The following is a 16420-nucleotide window of genomic DNA, read 5'->3' as shown; positions in this document are numbered from 1 at the left end:
GATGTTGCCGCGGTCGGCGGCTTCGCGGGCCAGCCTCTCGGCATCCTCCTGGTCCCCGGCCTCTCCCCGCATCCTGGCCAACAGGGCGAGCGCGTAGGGGCCGCCGTGGTCGGCAACTTCGCGGGCCAGCCTCTCGGCGTCTTCCTGGTCCCCGGCCTCTTCCCGCATCTCGACCAACAGGGCAGACGCCAGGGGGTGGCCGTGGTCGGCGGCCTCATAGGCTAGCCTCTCGGCTGCCTCCCGGTCCCCGGCCCACTCCCGGCCCCAGGCCAAGTCGACGAGCGCGTGGGTGTCGCCGCGGTCGGCGGCTTCGCGGGCCAGCCTCTCGGCTCCTTCCTGGTCCCCGGCCCGCTCCCGCATCCCGGCCACGCGGGCGAGCACGAAGGTGGTGCAGCGGACGGCGGCTTCACGCGCCAGCATCTTGGCAGCCTTCCGATCCCGCAGCCGGGCCAGGCGGAAGAGCGCGAAGGCGATGCCGTGGTCGGCGGCTTCGTGGGCCAGGGTTTCGGCTCCCTCCCGGTCCCCGGCCCGCTCCCGCGCCCCGGACAGGCGGAGGAGCATGTCAGTGGTGGCCTGGTCGGCGGCTCTGCGCGTCAGCTTTCCGGCTCCCTCCCGGTCCCAGGCTGGCTCCCGCGTCTCGGCCAGGCGGAGGAGCGCGTCGATGTTGCCCTGCTCAGCGGCCCGTTGGCGGAGGTGGTGGGCCCACTGAAGGCGGTGCCGGTGTTCGGCGGCCTCGGCAAGATTGTTGAGGTCGTCGCCGTCGGCGATGTGGGTATGGGCGGCGTGCCAGAAGGAGGCGGGTGGGCAGAGGTATTGGCGGGTGGTGCGGCCGTGCTGTTCGAGGTAGTCGGCGAGCCGGAACACCGGTCCCGCGGGCTGTGCGGGGGTCTTCTCAGCGAGTGACGGAGGACCGGGTGGATGGCGCTGGGGGCGTGGGTCGGCACGGCGCAGGGGTGCTTGTTTGCCGTGGACGGGTTCGGCGAGGTGGGCGAAGGCCTGTTCCGCCCAGTCGTCGGTGCGGTGGTCGCGTTCGGTGTCGGTGAGGTAGTCGGCGGCGGCGTCGGTGAGGAAGGACTGGGGGATGTGGGGACCGACTCCGAGGCGGCGGGCGTCCATCGCGGCTTCGAGGAGGGCCAGGGCCGGCGGGGTGGCGTGCCGGTAGCGGTTGAGGAGTTCGGGCGCTCCAGCGAGGTCCTGGGTCACCCGGCCATCGGCCCGGCCCCGCTCCAGAGCCTCGGCCAGCAGACAGTCCCCTTCCTGGGCCAGGGTTTCGGCTGTGGCGAGGGCCGGGGCGTCGAAGGCGTCGGGAACGGTCAGGATGCGGCCGGCAAGCAGTTCCCGCACCCGGCTGTGGGGATCGTCCCGGCCCGGCGCGGGCAATGCCGTGTACCGGGCGGCGTACTCGGGCCACAGTGTGCCCAGCACCAGCACCGGCCCCCGGCCCGTCCCGGTCAGAAGGCTGTGGACGGCGGCCGCGATCCGCTCCCCGGCGCGCGGGTGGCCGAGGTAGTGCTGGGCCTCGTTCAGCCAAACCACCGTCCGCGGCCCCACCCGGTGCAGATTTTCCAGGGCCTCCTCGGCACGGGTCGGATCGAAGGGATGCCACAGCCGCCACCCATGTTCGGCAAGGGGCTGCACGGCCTCCCAGCACGCCCGCGTCTTCCCCGTCGACGAGGTGCCCACCAGAATCACGATCCCGCTCCGGCCCGCTGCGGCCTCCCGTACCGCAGTCGCCAGCACCCCGTCGTGTGCGCGCCGTACGTACCCGGGCAGCACCCGCACTCCGGTGCTGACAGGGGCGGAAGCGCCGTATCCGGCCGGATGGACCTCCAGGTCGTGCGGCTCACACTCCCCGACCGGGCGCCCCGGCCCCGGCGCCTCGACGGCGCTGGCCCCGGTCGCCGCACGCCGCAGCTCCAGCAGTTCGTCGGCGGGCAACCGGAGGGCCGTGGCCAGGGCCTGGATGGTCCCGCCGGAGGGCACCGGCCCACCCGCCCGGAACGCCTCCGAGACCGTCGTACGTCCCAGGCCCGCCCGCCCCGCCAGCGCGGTCTTGTCCAGCCGCATATGGGCCAGCCCGTTGTCCAGCCGCTTCCGCAGCTCGGCCAGCGCTGCGTTGCCGTTCGGTTCGTCGTGCATCTCGCTGTCGCCCCCGGGTCCGTGATGTGTTCGCCGGTGTTCATCTTCCGCCGGGTGAACCACGGCGAACACCGGTTCCACGACCTTCGGTCACGTCAGCACCCTCTATCTCTGCGGGAGTCAGTCATGTCCATCGCCGTCGTCCTTCTCACCATCGCCGTCGTGACCGTCGTCGCGGTCCTGGCCGCCGCCGGCGCGGGCAAGCTCGCCCGCCTGGACGGCGCCACCTATCCCACCGCCCTCACCCGCGCCGCCCTCACCTTCACCGGCGTCCTCACCCTTGCCGCCGCCATCACCGCCGCCCTGGCCACTCTCCTTGCCTGACCGGGCGCCCATCTCCGGAAGAGGCCGCCGCCCGCCGCCTCGACCTCCACCCCAGCGACCTCACCCCGTACGCCGGCGAGGTCTACCACCACCCCCGCTACTTCGACGCCCAGTTCCCGACCGAACCCGCCCCCGGCACCGACACGGACGCCGTCACCCTCCTCAACGCGCTCGCCCACGCCGGTCGGCCGCTCACCGCCGACTTCCTCGCCGAATCCCTCGGCTGGGACCTCGACCGCGTCAGCGACGCCATCGAACGCGCCTGGGCCTACCCCCACCTCGCCGGCCCGTACGCCCTGCGCCGCACGGCCCCCGCCCATTTCACCCTCACCCCGCGCCTGGACGTCCTCACCGACCGGCAGATGAACTGGCTCCACCCCGCCAACCACACCGAGCCCTGGCGCCACCCGACGGACCCGCACCACCGGCCGCTCCACCGCGACGTCCTCAGCAACCAGGACGCGGCCGTGCTGTTCCAGGCGTCCTACGAGGGCTCCGTCTCCACCGACCCCGAGGAGCCGACCGCGGCCACCGTCGCCGGGCTGATCGACGCCGGCCTCCTGGTCCGCGCCGACGACGGCACCGCCGTCCTGGCCGACGACGTCCGGTACAGCCTCCGCCTCACCGACGCCGACGACGCCAGCACCTACTGACACGCCTCATGGCAGAACCACTGACATCCAGTGGCAGACTCCACTGCCCTCTCCGTGGCAGACGACACCCGTCATCTATGAGCCTCACACCGCGTTTCCCCAGGTGAGGGCGCCACACGCCGAGTCTGTCAGCTGTGAGCCAGGGCCTGCGCTGGTCGTCCACCCCGGCACGGAAAGTTACTCGGATAGGGTTAAAGAAGTAGGTTAAAGATTAGGGTAAATGCTGCTAGGGTGGGGGTACGAGAGGAGATCCACGCATGGCATCCGAGGAAGAGCTGTTCGCGAACATCGACGCGCTACTGGAGGAGGAGCCGCAGCTCCCGCCCCCGGCAGAACGCGCCCGACTCCGCGAGGCCGCCGGCATCACCCAGGCCCGCCTCGCGGCCGCGCTGAAGACCACGACGCAGACGGTCAAGAACTACGAGAACGGCCGCTCCGAGCCGAAGTCGCCGCGCCTGGAGGCGTACCAGCGGCTACTGAAGGGGTGGGCGGCGAAGTACCCCGCCCACGGCACCCCCGCCGCGCCTGCGCCTGCCGCCCCCGTGGCTCCTGCCGCCGCGCCGCAGCCGGTGACGCCGGAGACGTTCACGGGCCCGGCCGCGCCCGAGGCGACGGCCCCGGCGCCGGTGGAAGGTCCCGCCGCCCCGGAGCGCCCCGCCCGTCCGGCCGGACGCCCGGCGACGTCGCGGCGCCCGGCGGCGAAGAAGGCGACGAAGCCTGCTGTCGACCCGCGCTTCCCGCACGGCCCGCTCGCCGTGCTGGACGGCGACGGCTCCGCGTACGGCGTCGACGGGATCGTGCTGGACTGCCCGGCGACCACCATCCCGGAGCTGGTGGAGTGGACGCTGCGCGAGTCTGGCCTCGGTGCACCGAAGCTCAACCGCTACGGCAAGGACTCCGACCCGCTGATCGTTCTCACCGCCGCGGCCGCCGTGAAGCTCGGGCTGCCCGGGCGCCTGGAGGGCCACGAGCAGCGCCGCTCCCTGCGCCTGCCGGAGGACCACCCGGTCGTCAAGCAGGTGACGAAGGCCAAGTGGCAGCTCACTCAGCGCGGGTTCGGCCCGTGGGCGCGGATCTACCGCAAGGCACAGGGCCGCGAGAGGCAGTGCGTGCAGCTGGCGATCCTGTCGTGGGACGCCCTCGATGAGCGGTCCTGGCCCGGCGTCTCGGACATGGAGCCGGCCGACATCGCCCGCGTCCTCGGCGTGTACGCCCAGCGGGTCATCACCCCGCGCGGCTCGACGGCCGTCTCGGGGCTGGAGCTGATGACGGCGCTGCGCCCGCCGACGAAACCGGAGCGCGATGAGGAAACCGGCAACTGGATCTCCGCCTACAACCCTGGGTCGCTGGGGACGGAGCCGATGGACCCGGCGCCGCCGGAGGCCACCCCGGAGCACCCGGTCGTCGTTCAGTCCGGCTGGACGGGCGGGTTCCTCAATGAGGAGGCGTACCAGTGGGTGCGGTCAGTGGACTCGCTCAGCGATGAGGAGTGCATGATGCCCTTCGCGGTCGGCCTGGACCTCAACACCGCCTTCCTCGCCGCCGCGTCCCGCCTGGTCGTCGGCCTCAGCGCTCCGGACCACTTCCACGCCCCGAAGTTCAACCCGAAGATCCCCGGGAGCTGGCTGGTCGACCTGTCCCACATCGAGCTGGACCCGCGCCTGCCCTCGCCGTTCACGCCGGACGGCTCCCGTCCGACGGGCCCGGCCTGGTACCAGACGCACACCGTCGCCTACGCCCAGGAGCTCGGCTACGACGTCCACCCGATCGAGGCGTACCTGCGCCGCGAGACCGGCGCGTACCTAGACCCGTGGCACGACCGCCTCAAGAACGCGTACGTCGACACCCTCGCCGACCTCGGCGTCACCAAGGACCTGGACGACCGCCAGTTCCTTGCCGCGATGGAGCAGCACAAGCAGGTCGACCCGGCCCTGGCCGCCGTCCTCGCGGCCATCAAGGCGACGGTGAAGGGCGGCGTCGGCAAGCTCCGCGAGCGCCCGCAGGGCCGCCACTACAAGGAGGGCGAACGGTGGCCGGCCCTTGAGCGGCCGACCTGGCGCCCCGACATCCGGGCCGCCGTCATCAGCAAGGCCCGGGTCAACATGCACCGCAAGCTCAACAACATGGCGAAGATGACCGGGCTGTTCCCGCTCGCCGTCCTGTCCGACTGCGTCGTCTACCCCTCGCCGGGCGCGAGTCCGCTGGACTTCCTCCCCTACGCGGCGTCCGGCAAGCCGCAGCCGGGCGGCTTCCGCCTCGGGCCCACGCCCGGCCTGGCGAAGCTGGAGGGCGTCCAGCCGATGCTGTGGGCGGTGGAGCTGATGGAGAAGGGCCTCAACCCGGCCCGCCACATCAAGGGCGGCGACGCCGTCCTCGAGGACGGCGAGTAACTTCCCCCCTCACCTGCCCTACCGACCTCCACGCGAAGGACCGCACCGATGACCTCCACCAACAGCATCCGCCCTCGCTGGGCACTGCCTACCCGGCCGCCGGGCCACGACCCGATCCTGTTCGCCCGGGCGATGCGCGACATGCGCCTGACCTGGCGCGCCCGCGGTGTCCTGGCCGAACTCGCCACCGGATACACCGACGACGACCGGCCCCTGATGCACCAATTGTCGTCGCTGACCCGCGAGGAGCGGCTGGCTGCCGAAGGCCGAGAGGCGTTCCGCAAGGCCGTCGCGGAACTGCGCACGCTGGGCTATCTCCAGCCCGAGAGCGACGGGGTTGCCGAGCGCTTGGCCGTGAACCTCGACGCGGCCAAAGACGCCCGCCTCGTTCGCGACTGGTTCCACCGTGATGCCGACTACGACGGGAGGTGAGCCGTGAACGAGATCGAGGACGCGATCGAGCGTGCCGACCGCGAGGCGTTCACCAAGGAGCCGCCCAAGACTCTTAAGGGCCAGATCGGCTACCTGATCCGGCAGCTCGGCAGCGCGAAGGCCGTCGCCCAGGAAATCGGCGTCACCGCCGACTCCGTCAACCGCTACCGACGCGGCGCCCGCAAGCATGCCCGTGCCGACGTCGCCGCAAAGATCGATGACGCGGTGCGGGCCCGCTGGCAGCCGCTGGTGCGCAAGCGCCGGCAGCGCCAGGCCACCACCACGGGCGGGATCACGGTGGAGACCCGGGCCAGGTTCGGCTACACCGCGCCGGTCGGCACCACCGACGACGGACGGTTCCGGCGACTCACCGTGCACCTTCCACCGGAGTACGCACAGCGCCTCTTCGACGCCCGCGACGCCGGGGCCAGCGACCAGCAGATGCGCGGAATCATCGCCGAAGGATTCAAGGAGATCTATTTCCAGGACGGCGGCGGTCGCGCTATGGGACTGTCCGACGTGGAAATCAACGACATCGACTACCTGGACCTCGACTACTAATCCGGAGCCATTCTGTGGCGCATTACCTGGACGACGGGAGGGGCGAGGTCCTGAACGTCTGCCGTTCCTACTTCCGGGCCGCCCAAGCTCTTCAGGTAGGCCTCTTTCGAAGCTGGATCGCACCACCAGTCGAGTCGCTCGGCGCTCGGGTTCCTGCGGCCGTGGCCGTAGTGGAGGCCGGCGTCCCGAATCTGCTCAACCAGCTTCGGGAGCTGCAGATGCTCGCCGCCCCCCGAGTGATCTCGGCTGCCGCGGACCTGTACGAGGCGATACGAGCAGCAGCGGACGCACAGTTCGAGCTGCATCTGCGCAGTTCCGGCAGTGGCGGTCGTCTGTGCGACTTCGACAGCGAGGCGTTCGCCGACCACAGCGGGCGCGTCGACTCGGCTCTTGAAGTGTTCAGCCGGGCTGTCGGAAGGCAGACGGTCTCCATGGGGGGACCCGACCGGGACAAGATGACGCGGGTGGCACGCGTGATTCCACCGGATGTCCCGTGGATGAGGTTCCTGCTGTCGGGGCAGCCGCTGCGCCGCGTTCCTGACTGGGTGGCGGCAGGCGTGGACGACGCCCACGAGGCCTTGCAGCGGGACATCGTCGACTTCACCGATCCCGGCCTGGCGAGGCTGCACCAGGATCTTGTTGATGCACTCGGCCACCTGGCCAACGAGTTCGGCGGTACCTTCCCCCCTGAAGACTCGGACACCCTCTCGTACACCGAAGTTCCGCCCGAGTGGAAACGCACCGACCCCACCCGCTACTACGAGACCCTGCAAGCTCTCTCCCAAGCGCGCGAGGCCGTCCTCGGCGCCTACAAGAAACTGATGAATGCCATGAGCAGCCAGTCACCAGAACCGGACCCGCAGGCGCCGGCGGGACAGTCCTTCCAGATCACGGCCGGCGACAACTCGCCGATCACCATGCACGCGCCCTATGCGCAGGCCTCGCACGGTGCGACCGCCAATGCCGGGGCTGTCCCGGACTCGTCTGACACCACCGACGGCCCCTGGTTCCGCAGCAACGTGTTCTGGACCGCTGTCTCCGCCATCGCTGCTGTGGTCGCTGCCGTGATCGCGTACTTCGCGCTGATCAAGTGATGGGGCGGCTCCGCCGCGGCCACCAGCCGCTGGACCAGCTGGAGAAGGGCGTCCTGGATGACACGGCGCCACTCGCTGGCTTGCTGCGCCATGCGCTCATCATCGGCGGTCACGCATCGTCTCATCCGCTACGGCAGTGGGCGCTCAGTGAGCTGAACGGGTATGCCCGTACTGACGCGGAGATTCCGGACTACCGGCGCGTGCCAGCACCGATCCAGGCTGACTCCATATCTCCGGCCTGGCAGAGGAAGGGGGAGCGCATCAGCGTTCTCCACCTGCCCGAGACAGCCAGAGACGTAATCAAGGAGGAGGTGCCCATTCCCTGGGGGGTCGGGTACCTGGAGAACCTGATCTCGCGGACACCCACCGGCGAGCACCTGAAGATCGACCTGCCTGGCGGTGCGGAACTCCGGGTGCTCATGAGCGCGAAGTACCGTGAGCGTGGCATCAGTATCGAGGCGCTCTATTGGTCCGTCTCCGTGTCTGCTCTCCACGACATCGTCGACCAAGTCCGCACCCGCCTCACCCAGTTCGTGGCCGAACTCCGCTCAGCCATGCCCGCCGGATCCCATGCGCCCACCCCCGAGCAAGTTCACCATGCTGTCCAAAGCATCAACATCATCACTGGCGACCACTCACCCGTGACGCTCACAGCCCCCGTGGCCTATGCGGAGACCGGGGCAACAGCCGCTGTAACAGCTACGCCACCAGCAAGCCCCTGGTGGCGACGCAGACGCTAGCTTGGCAGCAGGACTTCTGGAGGAAGCAATGACCGCCCAGCCCGACTACACGGCCGTTCCCCCGCCAGCACCCGCCCCGACCGCCGCCGCGCAGCTGCTCGCCCAGCTGCGCGACGATCGCCGCGCCGACAGCTGGGTGCCGGCCTTCGAGCGGGACTGGGCCAAGGCCCTGGAAGACTCCCGTCACAGCTACAGCCTCACGCCCTTGCACGACGTCGTGCGTACCTGGCAGATCCGTCTCGCCGCGGCCCCGGCCGTCGACGCGTACATGGACTCCGACCGGGATGAGACCGGCTTCGTGGACCTGGCTGATGTCCTTGGTGGGCGCCGGTGACCGACCAGCCGTGGGCGGTGCGTCTGTCCCCGCAGGCCGTGAAGACGCTCACCGAGCTCCCCGAGCACGCGACGGAGATGGTCCGCGACGTCCTGGACATCGCGATGCGCTCCCCGTGGGGCTGGCCCCAGTGGAACGCCGGCGACCCCGAAGGCGAGGACGTCCGCGCCGCCTCCGTCGGACAGCTGTCCGTCGTCTACGTGATCAACCGGCTCACCCGGCACCTGTCCGTCCTGGACATCATCTGGATCGGGTAGCCACCTCGTGAAACGGCTTGACCCCGGCATTGCAGCTGCCGGGGTCAAGCCGCTTCGCAGCGTAGTCACCGCCGTACCGCTCAGGCGTTGCCCCACGCCTCGAAGAATCGCTTACGGTCGTCCTCTGTCTCGTGCAGCCGGCGCTTAGCGAGCAGCACATGCCAGGCAGTGGTCTCGACGTCACGTAGCCACAACTGCCCGAGGTAGCGCCCACCTGCGATGAGCGTGTCATGGGCCAGTGCGTCGCCGATCACCTTGGTCACGGCGTCGCGCTGCTGGTTGTCAAGCTCTGCCAGGAAGCTGAGCACCCGGTCGGCAATGCCCGCTCCGTTCTCCCTGGCCAGGCGATCGAAGGACGGACCGCCCATGTTGCCGGGGTCGATGTACAGAGCGGCAGCGCCTCCTGCATCCTCCAGCGCGCCCCAGAATTCATCGCCTTTGGACGTGCCCGGTAGAGGGAGGGCGGCGAAGAGGTCGGCCAGATGACCGTTGGCTGCCTGGTTGTACGAGACGTCGCAGGCTGCCACAGAAGCAATCTTCGCGACGTGCCCCGTGTTCAGCCCTCCGTCCTCTGGCCAGTCCAGTGGAGTGTTGAACTGCTTGACGAGGTGCTGGGCCAGCTCACCATCGTCGTCAAGGAAGCGCCGAACGATCACAAGTTCCCCCAGGTCAAAGCCGGTTCACGCACAGAGGCGGCTCTCTTTGCCTGCCAATTCTGCCCAACTGGGCAGTGATTCGCTGGGCTGCGCGGACAACGTCCGGAAAATGCTCGTAACCTCGACTACGTCCTGTCCCAGGCGCCCTGATCGCCCTCTTCGGCCGTATCTGCGACGGCGTGGCAGGTCCCCAGGCCGTCCTCGACATCGCACCGCCCCTACCGCCTGCCAATCCCGAAGGACTGTGAGCAGGCGTCTACCAGCTGTCGTGGGCGTGAGTTCGCGCAGTCGGCAGGGCGAGCTTGAGCGTGGCAAGGCGTTCTGCCGGGTCCGGGCCTTCGGCGACGATGCGCGTCAGGTCCTCCACTGAGTAGCGGACAACGGTTGGCAGGCCGGCGGCCTCGACCTCATCCGTGCTGGCGAGGTGGAACCCGCACAGCCCGCACAAGAGACCTTCGGCCGTCAGTTCCATGTCGAACAGCGGGGAGTCCTCGTCGACGGCCAGGAACAGAGCGGCGGCTTCCCGGTCGCAGGCGGGGCACTGGCTCAGCGTCTGGAACAGCGCCTTTCCTGGACCGACCTCGACCACTATCAGCCCGCGCTCGCTCACCGCCTGCGCGGCGCCCTCGACCGCTCCGTCCGGAAGGTCGGCGAAGCGTGTCCGGAACCGGTGCCGGGCCTGGTCCATCCTCAGCCGGACGGCCTTCTGCAAGCGGTCGGCCCTGTCGTCGAGGATTACCTGGACCGTATCCGACCACGACTCCCAAAAGGCTCCGCGGTCCCGCCTCACATGCTGCAAGAGCTTGTCCACGGTCGCCGTGAAGACTCCCAGGTAGTCCTCCACGTCCTCTGCACCGAGGTGAGCGACACCGTTGCGCAGCTCGATCAGTCCGTCGAGGTCAGCAGCCTCACTTTTGGGCTTCTGCGGGAGGACGTCCATCTTCCGCAGCCGACCGATTGCTGTCGCCGCGCCGATGGTCCTGAGCCGGGCCGGCGGTTCGGACACCGCTCCCGCGAAGTGCAGCAGCATGTCGTCCTTGCCGTTCACCTCGGTGAGCAAGGTGGGATGGACAAGGACCAGTGCCGCCTTCGCCAGGCGCTCGACGCTGACGCCGGCGTGTAACAAGAAGACCTCCTGGTCCTCTTCGGCGTGGGCCTCCATGGCCAGGCGCGCGAAGCGCTTGGCACCTTCATAGAGACGATCGAACGTGACCGGCGATTCCATGACCGGACGGTACCGACAGCCACTGGCAGCGCGGGTGCATTTTCAGGGCGAAGCCCGTCCTTCAGCAGCCCCCACCCCCGCCCTGATCATGCGATCGGGTGATCCGCTTACTTGCCGGGCTTGTCGGCTAATCCTTACGGGTGACGGTTTGTCAGTCCTGCTGCGTACCGTCCCGGTTCATCGCGACTCACCCGCGCCCTGGTGGCGCCTGTTGCCCAAGGCGGTGACTTGATGAGCCTGACTTCCGGGATTCACTGTCCACGCACCCCGCTGCGCCGGTTCTTGGACCGTGAGCTGACGGCCGGTGCCCACCCGCTGCGTAAGAGCTTCCGGGCTCGGGACCGCAGCAGCCAGGTCCTGATGCCGAGGCCGGGCGTCGGCACGGAGGCCGGGAACGTCGGCACCGCGATTGACTACCGGCTCCGGCTGGCATTCACCACCGCCGAACCAGTGGACCACGTCGCCCGCCTCAGCATCCTGCTCACCGGCTCCTACGAATCCGACGCCCGGCAGCGGATGCGGGAGGTGGGCGAAGAGCTCATGGAGCGCCTTCAGGAGACGGTCATGCATCTGCAGCTCGACAACCGAGAGCTCCCGATGGAGCGCGCCCATGATGAGGAGGAGGACCTGGCCCGCCTGCTGATCGCCGCAGCCTGGTACCAGGTCAACTACCGCACTTCGATCGGGTTCGCCTTCACCCCGCTGGCCGTTGCCGCCGGAGAAGATCCCGGTGCATTCACCCTGGACCGGCTGCTCCAGTTGCCGCACCGCGACATGGTGGCCGACGTCGTCGCCCAGCTCTACAAGGCCGCAGATGGCCCACTGAACGACCTGCGGACCCGCACACGGCCGGAGGACTGCACGCCAGCGCCCACTTTTCCGACCGACCGCATCGCCGCGGACGCCGACCTGGCCGTCGACGGACTGCTGCTCGACTTCAAGAGCACCCGGTACACCCGCACCCTGCGCCAAGCTGAAGCGTGGCAGCTGACCGGCTACCTGCTGCTCGACACGGACGACCGGTACCGGATCGACACCCTCGGCTTGTACCTCTCACGCTCCGGCACGCTGGCCAGCTGGCCGGTGGAGGAGTACCTGGACCTGCTCGGAGCCTGCCGCCGCGAGATCCCCGCCTTCCGGGCCGCGTTCACCGAGCTGCTCGAAGGCTGCACGGCTGACGTCGAACCGTACGAGCAGGATGAGGAAGACCGGGTCCGCGACCTTCTCAAGCGTCTGGCGCCCGTCGCGGCGCCCGGTCAGTGCCTGGTCTGCATCCAACCCTGCTCCGCGTCGGGGCGCCGGCCCCGGGAGTTCTGTTCCTCCTGGTGCCGCGGCCGCGTCAAGTCCCTACGCAACAGGGGCCTGCTGCCTGGCGGCCCGGACGTGTTGCTGCCCCGGCCGCGCCAGCGCCTGGACCTGCCCGACGACGCGGAGATTGTGAGTCTCACACCCCGTTTCCCCAGGTAGACGGGGTGAGCTGTGAGGGTGTGAGGCTATGAGACGGAGCTCGCGCAGAGCCCAACTCGCTTGCTGTGAACGAATGTAGGGTCACAACATGAGTGCTACTGATGCTCAGGCCGCGGCAGCCTGGATGCTCCAGCAGATCAACGAGTCCCGTGCTCACGAGCTCTACCAGAGCGATGCGGTTGACCACATCGCCAAGAACTTCGACGACGGCCTGACCTACACCAACGACAACGGCAACCCGGCCATCCATAAGACGGTCTTGAAGGCGTTCAAGGAGATCAGCGGGGACACCGTGGTCTGGAACAATGGGTGGAAGGGGTGGAGCTTGCGCAGCCCCCACGACCCGGCGGGCAAGCGGCGGGCCGACTGACCCAACCGGGGCCTGAGCCGTCGACAGCTCTGTTCCACATGGACGGCGAAGGCCCCGAAGCAGCGTTCTCCCTGGATTGGGCCGCCGGCGCGGAGGACGATGGAGTCGTGGGCGAGCAGCACGAGGACCAGGAGCACGGCGTCGAACCGGCGCGGCCGCCGCTCACTGCGGCCCGCGCCCGGGAGATGACGGAGGGGCTGCGTGAGGCGATGGACGACGTTCGGCGCTCCGTGGCGGTGCTCGCCGCCCGGGGTCCGCGACGCGCACGCCGCCCGCGTCTGGGTGCCGCTCGGTCACGGCAGCTGGGATTCGTATTGCACCGCGGAGTTCGGCATCAGCCGCGCCCAGGCGTACCGGCTCCGGGACGTCGCCCGCTCCCTCACCGCGATCCACGACGCCGTCGCCGCCGGCACCGAGACGTCTCGCACGCGAGACAGCGACCCGGCCGCCGTGGCCGCGCTCGACTACGGCCTGTCCCAGCGCGCCCTGATCGCCGTCTCTAGCCGTGCGGAGGACGTCACGGAGGGTGATCACCCGCCGTCTCGCCACGCTCGCCCACAGCGGCCTCCAGGCCCTCGACACCGCCACGGTGGCGCGCCGTGGTCCGCCAGGCCGTCCGCGACGTCCGCACCGCACCGCCTCCACCGCCCGCCGGTCCGCCAGCGGACCCGGCCGTCGCCGCGCTGCGCGCCGTCGCGGCTGACCTCTACGCCAGCGCCCACGCGATCGGGGAGCTGATGCTCGAAGTCGCGCCGGCCTACCTCTCCGACATCGAGGCCGCCGACGTCCTCGCCCTGCTCTGTGAGGAGATCGGCGAGCCCCTCAAACACGGCCTCGCCGCCCGCCGCTACGCGATGTCCGGCGACCGCCGCGCCCTGCACGGCACCGTCCTGTAGACCTGCCATCCCGGCTGCTCCTGGGATACTCGCAGCCCGTTTCCCCAGGTGGGCGCGGCGCGTATGAGGGTGTGAGGTGTGAGCCGAGGGCCTGCGCCGACGGGATGCCGGTGCGCCTGGTCGTGGTGCTCACCGTGGTGTGCAGCAGGCTGCTACCCGGTGGGTAGCAGCGGTCCTCGCCAGGGTGCTGCTCGTGGTCCTGGTGGTGGTCCTCGGGGTGCAGGAGGGCGGTGTCGCGGGTGCAGCGCAGCATTTGCATGGGCCAGGCGGCACACGGGTGCCGCTCGGGTAGCAGGCCGGCCCCGGTCGGTGCAGCACCGCCAGCTGCTGCACCCTGCTGCTACCAGCCGATACCCGCTGCTCCAGAGGTAGGCAGCAGGAGCACGGGCATGTCCCTGCGGCTGCATGACAGCGCAGATCTGCCATGTCCGGCAGGAGATCCATGCACGGCTGCTGCATACAGCGTCCGTGCTCCGAGGGGCCGCCGTTTGTTCTGCTCCTCCAGAACAAGCCGGTTTACCTGGTGCTACCGACCGCCCGGTGCTCGCGGTCGGGCGAGGGAGGTGGAGCGGCTGGTGTTTGTTCTGCTCTCCCAGAACAAGCCGGTTTACGTAGTGCTACCGGCTTGATCGCGGGCGGGCATGAAGGAGGCGCCGCACCCGGAGGTGCAGCGCCTGTGTGTCTTCGCGGGGCCAGGAGGCCACTGGAGGGCCGTTCAGGGTCCTCGGTGGGGTGTTCAGCCGGTGGCGGCGAGATTGGCCACCTGGGCGGCGAACCGGGCCCGTCGCTGCTCGGTGAAGCTCTCGGGGTCGGCGGCCTTGATCTCGGGCACCGCCATGACGGGGGAGGAGACCGCGCCGCCGGTCAACAGCGGGTGGAGCTGGTAGCGGCCGTCCTCGAGGCCCCAGGCGAGTCCGCACTCGCGCAGCTCCTTGAAGCCGCGGTTTACGGTCGGCTTGCTCGCGCCCAGTTCGCGTGCCATCTCGTTCTGGCTGATCTCGGCGGTGCCGGTCTCCGGGTCGCTGAGGTACAGCAGCTGGTCCAGGACGCGGCGGCCGGCGGTGGAGACGTCGACCAGGGCGAGGAGGCGCAGGACGTCACGAGTGATCGTGACGGGTGCCTCGGTGGGAGGGCTGGGGACGTAAGAGCTACTCACGGAGCCTCACCACTTCCGATCCGGTTGACGTGTATCGAGGATATGCCGCGCGCGGTCATGCGCTCGCCTTGCGCACAGGCCGACGCTGCCGGAGCGCGACGACCTTCTCCTTGCGGCGGGCCGACTCGGCGGCCTTCTTCTCCGCCTCGCGGGCCTGCCGCCACTCGGTGGGGTAGTCGGAGTGCGGGATGATGCAGGCCGGGCCCTCCGCGCTGTTCCACAGCGCTTGCCACTTCTCCTGCTCGCCGGAGGTGCCGGCCACCGTGAGCCACGGGTTCAGCTGGAGGATCCCGCGCTTGGCGGTGCGCATCCAGCCGATGTGCGCGAAGAACTGCGACGCCTCGTTCACCGAGGCCGCCGACAGGTTGCACCGGGCCTGGAGGTCACGCTGGTTCGTCTTCACGAAGCCGCGGGCGGCGGCCCGAAGGTTGTCGTCGGCGCGGTTGGCGTTCTGCAGCGCCACAAGCTTGCACCAGACCTGGAACCAGGAGCCGGGCATCTTAAGACTGCCGAGCACGTCCATCAGCAGCCGGGCGTCCAGCACGTAGCCGCTGCACTCCGCGCTCGCGGCGAACTCGCGGCCCTTGATCTTCTCGACGCCCAGGATCAAGCCGCCCTTGCCGTCCGACCGCGCGACAACGCGCTCGCCGGGGCGGACGATCGGCAGCTGTTCCATCAGCACAGCCCTCCAGAGATGATCAACGTTTCGGGGAGCACGGTAGCACTAGGTAAACCGGCTTGTTCTGGAGGAGCAGAACAAACGGTGCCTCACAGTCACCTGACGCCACGTCAGCTTTGGGGGGTGTTTGTTCTGGATCTCCAGAACACCCGGGACGCGTTTGTTCTGGAAACCTAGAACAAACGGTTTCGCATCACCGCAGGTCAGAGCCGATTTCGGCGCGGAACACTCTTATGTGTCACTAGAGCCCGGCTGCCACACGAACCCCCGCCGACACGCCGCGCAGTGCGCGGCGCAAGCAGCTGGCAACAGTGGGCGTGTCACCGTCGACTACCACCGGCTCGGGAAGGTCTGCCCCCGTGGCTGAGCTCGCTTCGCGTGCGGCACCGCGGCCCGGTGCGGGTCGTGGACAGCAGCAGCGGCTCTGAGTCTCGGGTGGTACCGACCGTGACGCTCAAAAGCACGGAAGCGTGGCTGGTGCCGGTGGACGGTTCCGCCGCCCGGCCCCGGGGGGGCCGTTCGGCTCCGGTACCTCCGCACGTCGAATTTCAACGCTCGCATATCGGGCTCCCGTTCTGTGGCTGAGCAATTAACGGCCGCACAATCTCGAATTCTTCCGGCAGTTTTTCACTGGGGTTGGAGGTGGTGCAGCCAGAACCCAAACGCTACACAGTGAGCTAGCATGATGCATCACTCCGATAGCGGGTTCGCTCGCCCGGGTGATGCAGTGGCAGATTCTGCCCCACCTGGAGGGTTAAGCGTGTATGCTGGCGGGATATTGGCGAACGTAAGCGGCCGGTTTCGAGGGCGGGGGAGGGGTTCGGGTGGAGCGCAGCGGAACCCGTCACTGCGGTGGGGTCGGCACTCCGTCAGGCCGATGGCCCGTCACTTTTCGTTTCTGGGGTGGTGGCTGGGATTCCCAAGCCCTACACAGGCGCGAGCGTGATGCACGTCCCCTTGCTGCCAGCCTCGGCACCCGCGCTTGCGCGGGTGCTCGCAATTCGCGCAAGCGCGAATTGACCCGCTTTTAGAATTCCGCTTGCGGAA

17 protein-coding genes are annotated in these 16420 nt (G+C 69.3%); 12 read left to right on the top strand and 5 right to left on the bottom strand.

Going from position 1 to position 16420, the window contains the following annotated elements:
- Positions 1-2139 (bottom strand): hypothetical protein (locus ACF08W_RS31315; RefSeq protein ID WP_392281339.1); only part of this gene is annotated, 2139 nt, incomplete at its 3' end.
- Between the two features lie 126 nt (positions 2140-2265).
- Here ACF08W_RS31315 and ACF08W_RS31310 point away from each other — a divergent pair.
- The 9 genes from ACF08W_RS31310 (at position 2266) to ACF08W_RS31270 (ending at position 8924) form a co-directional block, all read left to right on the top strand.
- Positions 2266-2463, top strand: coding sequence for a hypothetical protein (locus ACF08W_RS31310; protein ID WP_392281338.1), 198 nt, complete (start codon positions 2266-2268; stop codon positions 2461-2463).
- Between the two features lie 362 nt (positions 2464-2825).
- The gene (locus tag ACF08W_RS31305; RefSeq protein ID WP_392281337.1) at positions 2826-3116 is read left to right on the top strand and encodes a hypothetical protein; all 291 of its coding nucleotides are present in this window, start codon (positions 2826-2828) and stop codon (positions 3114-3116) included.
- Positions 3117-3373: 257 nt separating this feature from the next.
- The gene (tap, locus tag ACF08W_RS31300) at positions 3374-5506 is read left to right on the top strand and encodes a telomere-associated protein Tap (RefSeq protein ID WP_392281336.1); all 2133 of its coding nucleotides are present in this window, start codon (positions 3374-3376) and stop codon (positions 5504-5506) included.
- Positions 5507-5554: 48 nt separating this feature from the next.
- On the top strand, positions 5555-5938 hold the full coding sequence (locus ACF08W_RS31295; protein ID WP_392281335.1) for a hypothetical protein: 384 nt from the start codon (positions 5555-5557) through the stop codon (positions 5936-5938).
- A gap of 3 nt (positions 5939-5941) precedes the next feature.
- The gene (gene tpg, locus ACF08W_RS31290; RefSeq protein WP_392281334.1) at positions 5942-6499 is read left to right on the top strand and encodes a telomere-protecting terminal protein Tpg; all 558 of its coding nucleotides are present in this window, start codon (positions 5942-5944) and stop codon (positions 6497-6499) included.
- Between the two features lie 14 nt (positions 6500-6513).
- A complete protein-coding gene (locus tag ACF08W_RS31285; protein ID WP_392281333.1) occupies positions 6514-7593 on the top strand; it encodes a hypothetical protein in 1080 nt (359 codons plus the stop codon).
- Positions 7593-8333 carry a hypothetical protein gene (locus ACF08W_RS31280; RefSeq protein WP_392281332.1) on the top strand — a complete coding sequence of 247 codons (741 nt, stop codon included), beginning with the start codon at positions 7593-7595 and terminating at the stop codon, positions 8331-8333. Before ACF08W_RS31285 ends, ACF08W_RS31280 begins: the two co-directional genes overlap by 1 nt.
- 1 nt (position 8334) lies before the next feature.
- On the top strand, positions 8335-8667 hold the full coding sequence (locus ACF08W_RS31275; protein ID WP_392281331.1) for a DUF6247 family protein: 333 nt from the start codon (positions 8335-8337) through the stop codon (positions 8665-8667).
- The gene (locus tag ACF08W_RS31270; protein ID WP_392281330.1) at positions 8664-8924 is read left to right on the top strand and encodes a hypothetical protein; all 261 of its coding nucleotides are present in this window, start codon (positions 8664-8666) and stop codon (positions 8922-8924) included. Before ACF08W_RS31275 ends, ACF08W_RS31270 begins: the two co-directional genes overlap by 4 nt.
- Positions 8925-9004: 80 nt before the next feature.
- Here ACF08W_RS31270 and ACF08W_RS31265 read toward each other — a convergent pair whose 3' ends face one another.
- Positions 9005-9580 (bottom strand): hypothetical protein, encoded by a 576-nt coding sequence (locus tag ACF08W_RS31265; RefSeq protein ID WP_392281329.1) that lies wholly within the window; start codon positions 9578-9580, stop codon positions 9005-9007.
- Positions 9581-9836: 256 nt separating this feature from the next.
- Positions 9837-10805, bottom strand: a complete 969-nt coding sequence (locus tag ACF08W_RS31260; protein WP_392281328.1) for a hypothetical protein — start codon at positions 10803-10805, stop codon at positions 9837-9839.
- Positions 10806-11036: 231 nt separating this feature from the next.
- On the opposite strand from ACF08W_RS31260, the gene ACF08W_RS31255 reads away from it, so the two are divergent.
- The 3 genes from ACF08W_RS31255 (at position 11037) to ACF08W_RS31245 (ending at position 13538) form a co-directional block, all read left to right on the top strand.
- Positions 11037-12272 carry a hypothetical protein gene (locus tag ACF08W_RS31255; RefSeq protein WP_392281327.1) on the top strand — a complete coding sequence of 412 codons (1236 nt, stop codon included), beginning with the start codon at positions 11037-11039 and terminating at the stop codon, positions 12270-12272.
- Between the two features lie 88 nt (positions 12273-12360).
- Positions 12361-12642: a DUF6953 family protein gene (locus ACF08W_RS31250; RefSeq protein ID WP_392281326.1), complete on the top strand. Its 282-nt coding sequence runs from the start codon at positions 12361-12363 to the stop codon at positions 12640-12642.
- Positions 12643-13241: 599 nt separating this feature from the next.
- Entirely contained in the window at positions 13242-13538 is a 297-nt protein-coding gene (locus ACF08W_RS31245; protein WP_392281325.1) for a hypothetical protein, read from the top strand.
- Between the two features lie 736 nt (positions 13539-14274).
- Here the strand turns inward: ACF08W_RS31245 and ACF08W_RS31240 are convergent.
- Both ACF08W_RS31240 and ACF08W_RS31235 read right to left on the bottom strand, forming a co-directional pair.
- Positions 14275-14694: a helix-turn-helix domain-containing protein gene (locus ACF08W_RS31240; RefSeq protein ID WP_125491271.1), complete on the bottom strand. Its 420-nt coding sequence runs from the start codon at positions 14692-14694 to the stop codon at positions 14275-14277.
- A 55-nt stretch (positions 14695-14749) separates the two neighbouring features.
- Complete coding sequence (locus tag ACF08W_RS31235; protein WP_392281324.1) at positions 14750-15370, bottom strand: hypothetical protein; 621 nt, start codon at positions 15368-15370, stop codon at positions 14750-14752.
- Between the last annotated feature and the right edge of the window lie 1050 nt (positions 15371-16420).

This window comes from Streptomyces sp. NPDC015144 (genome assembly GCF_043079735.1).
Taxonomy (GTDB): Bacteria; Actinomycetota; Actinomycetes; order Streptomycetales; family Streptomycetaceae; genus Streptomyces.
Note: the sequence above shows the minus strand (reverse complement) of the source record. Positions and strands in the feature narration are given on the sequence as shown.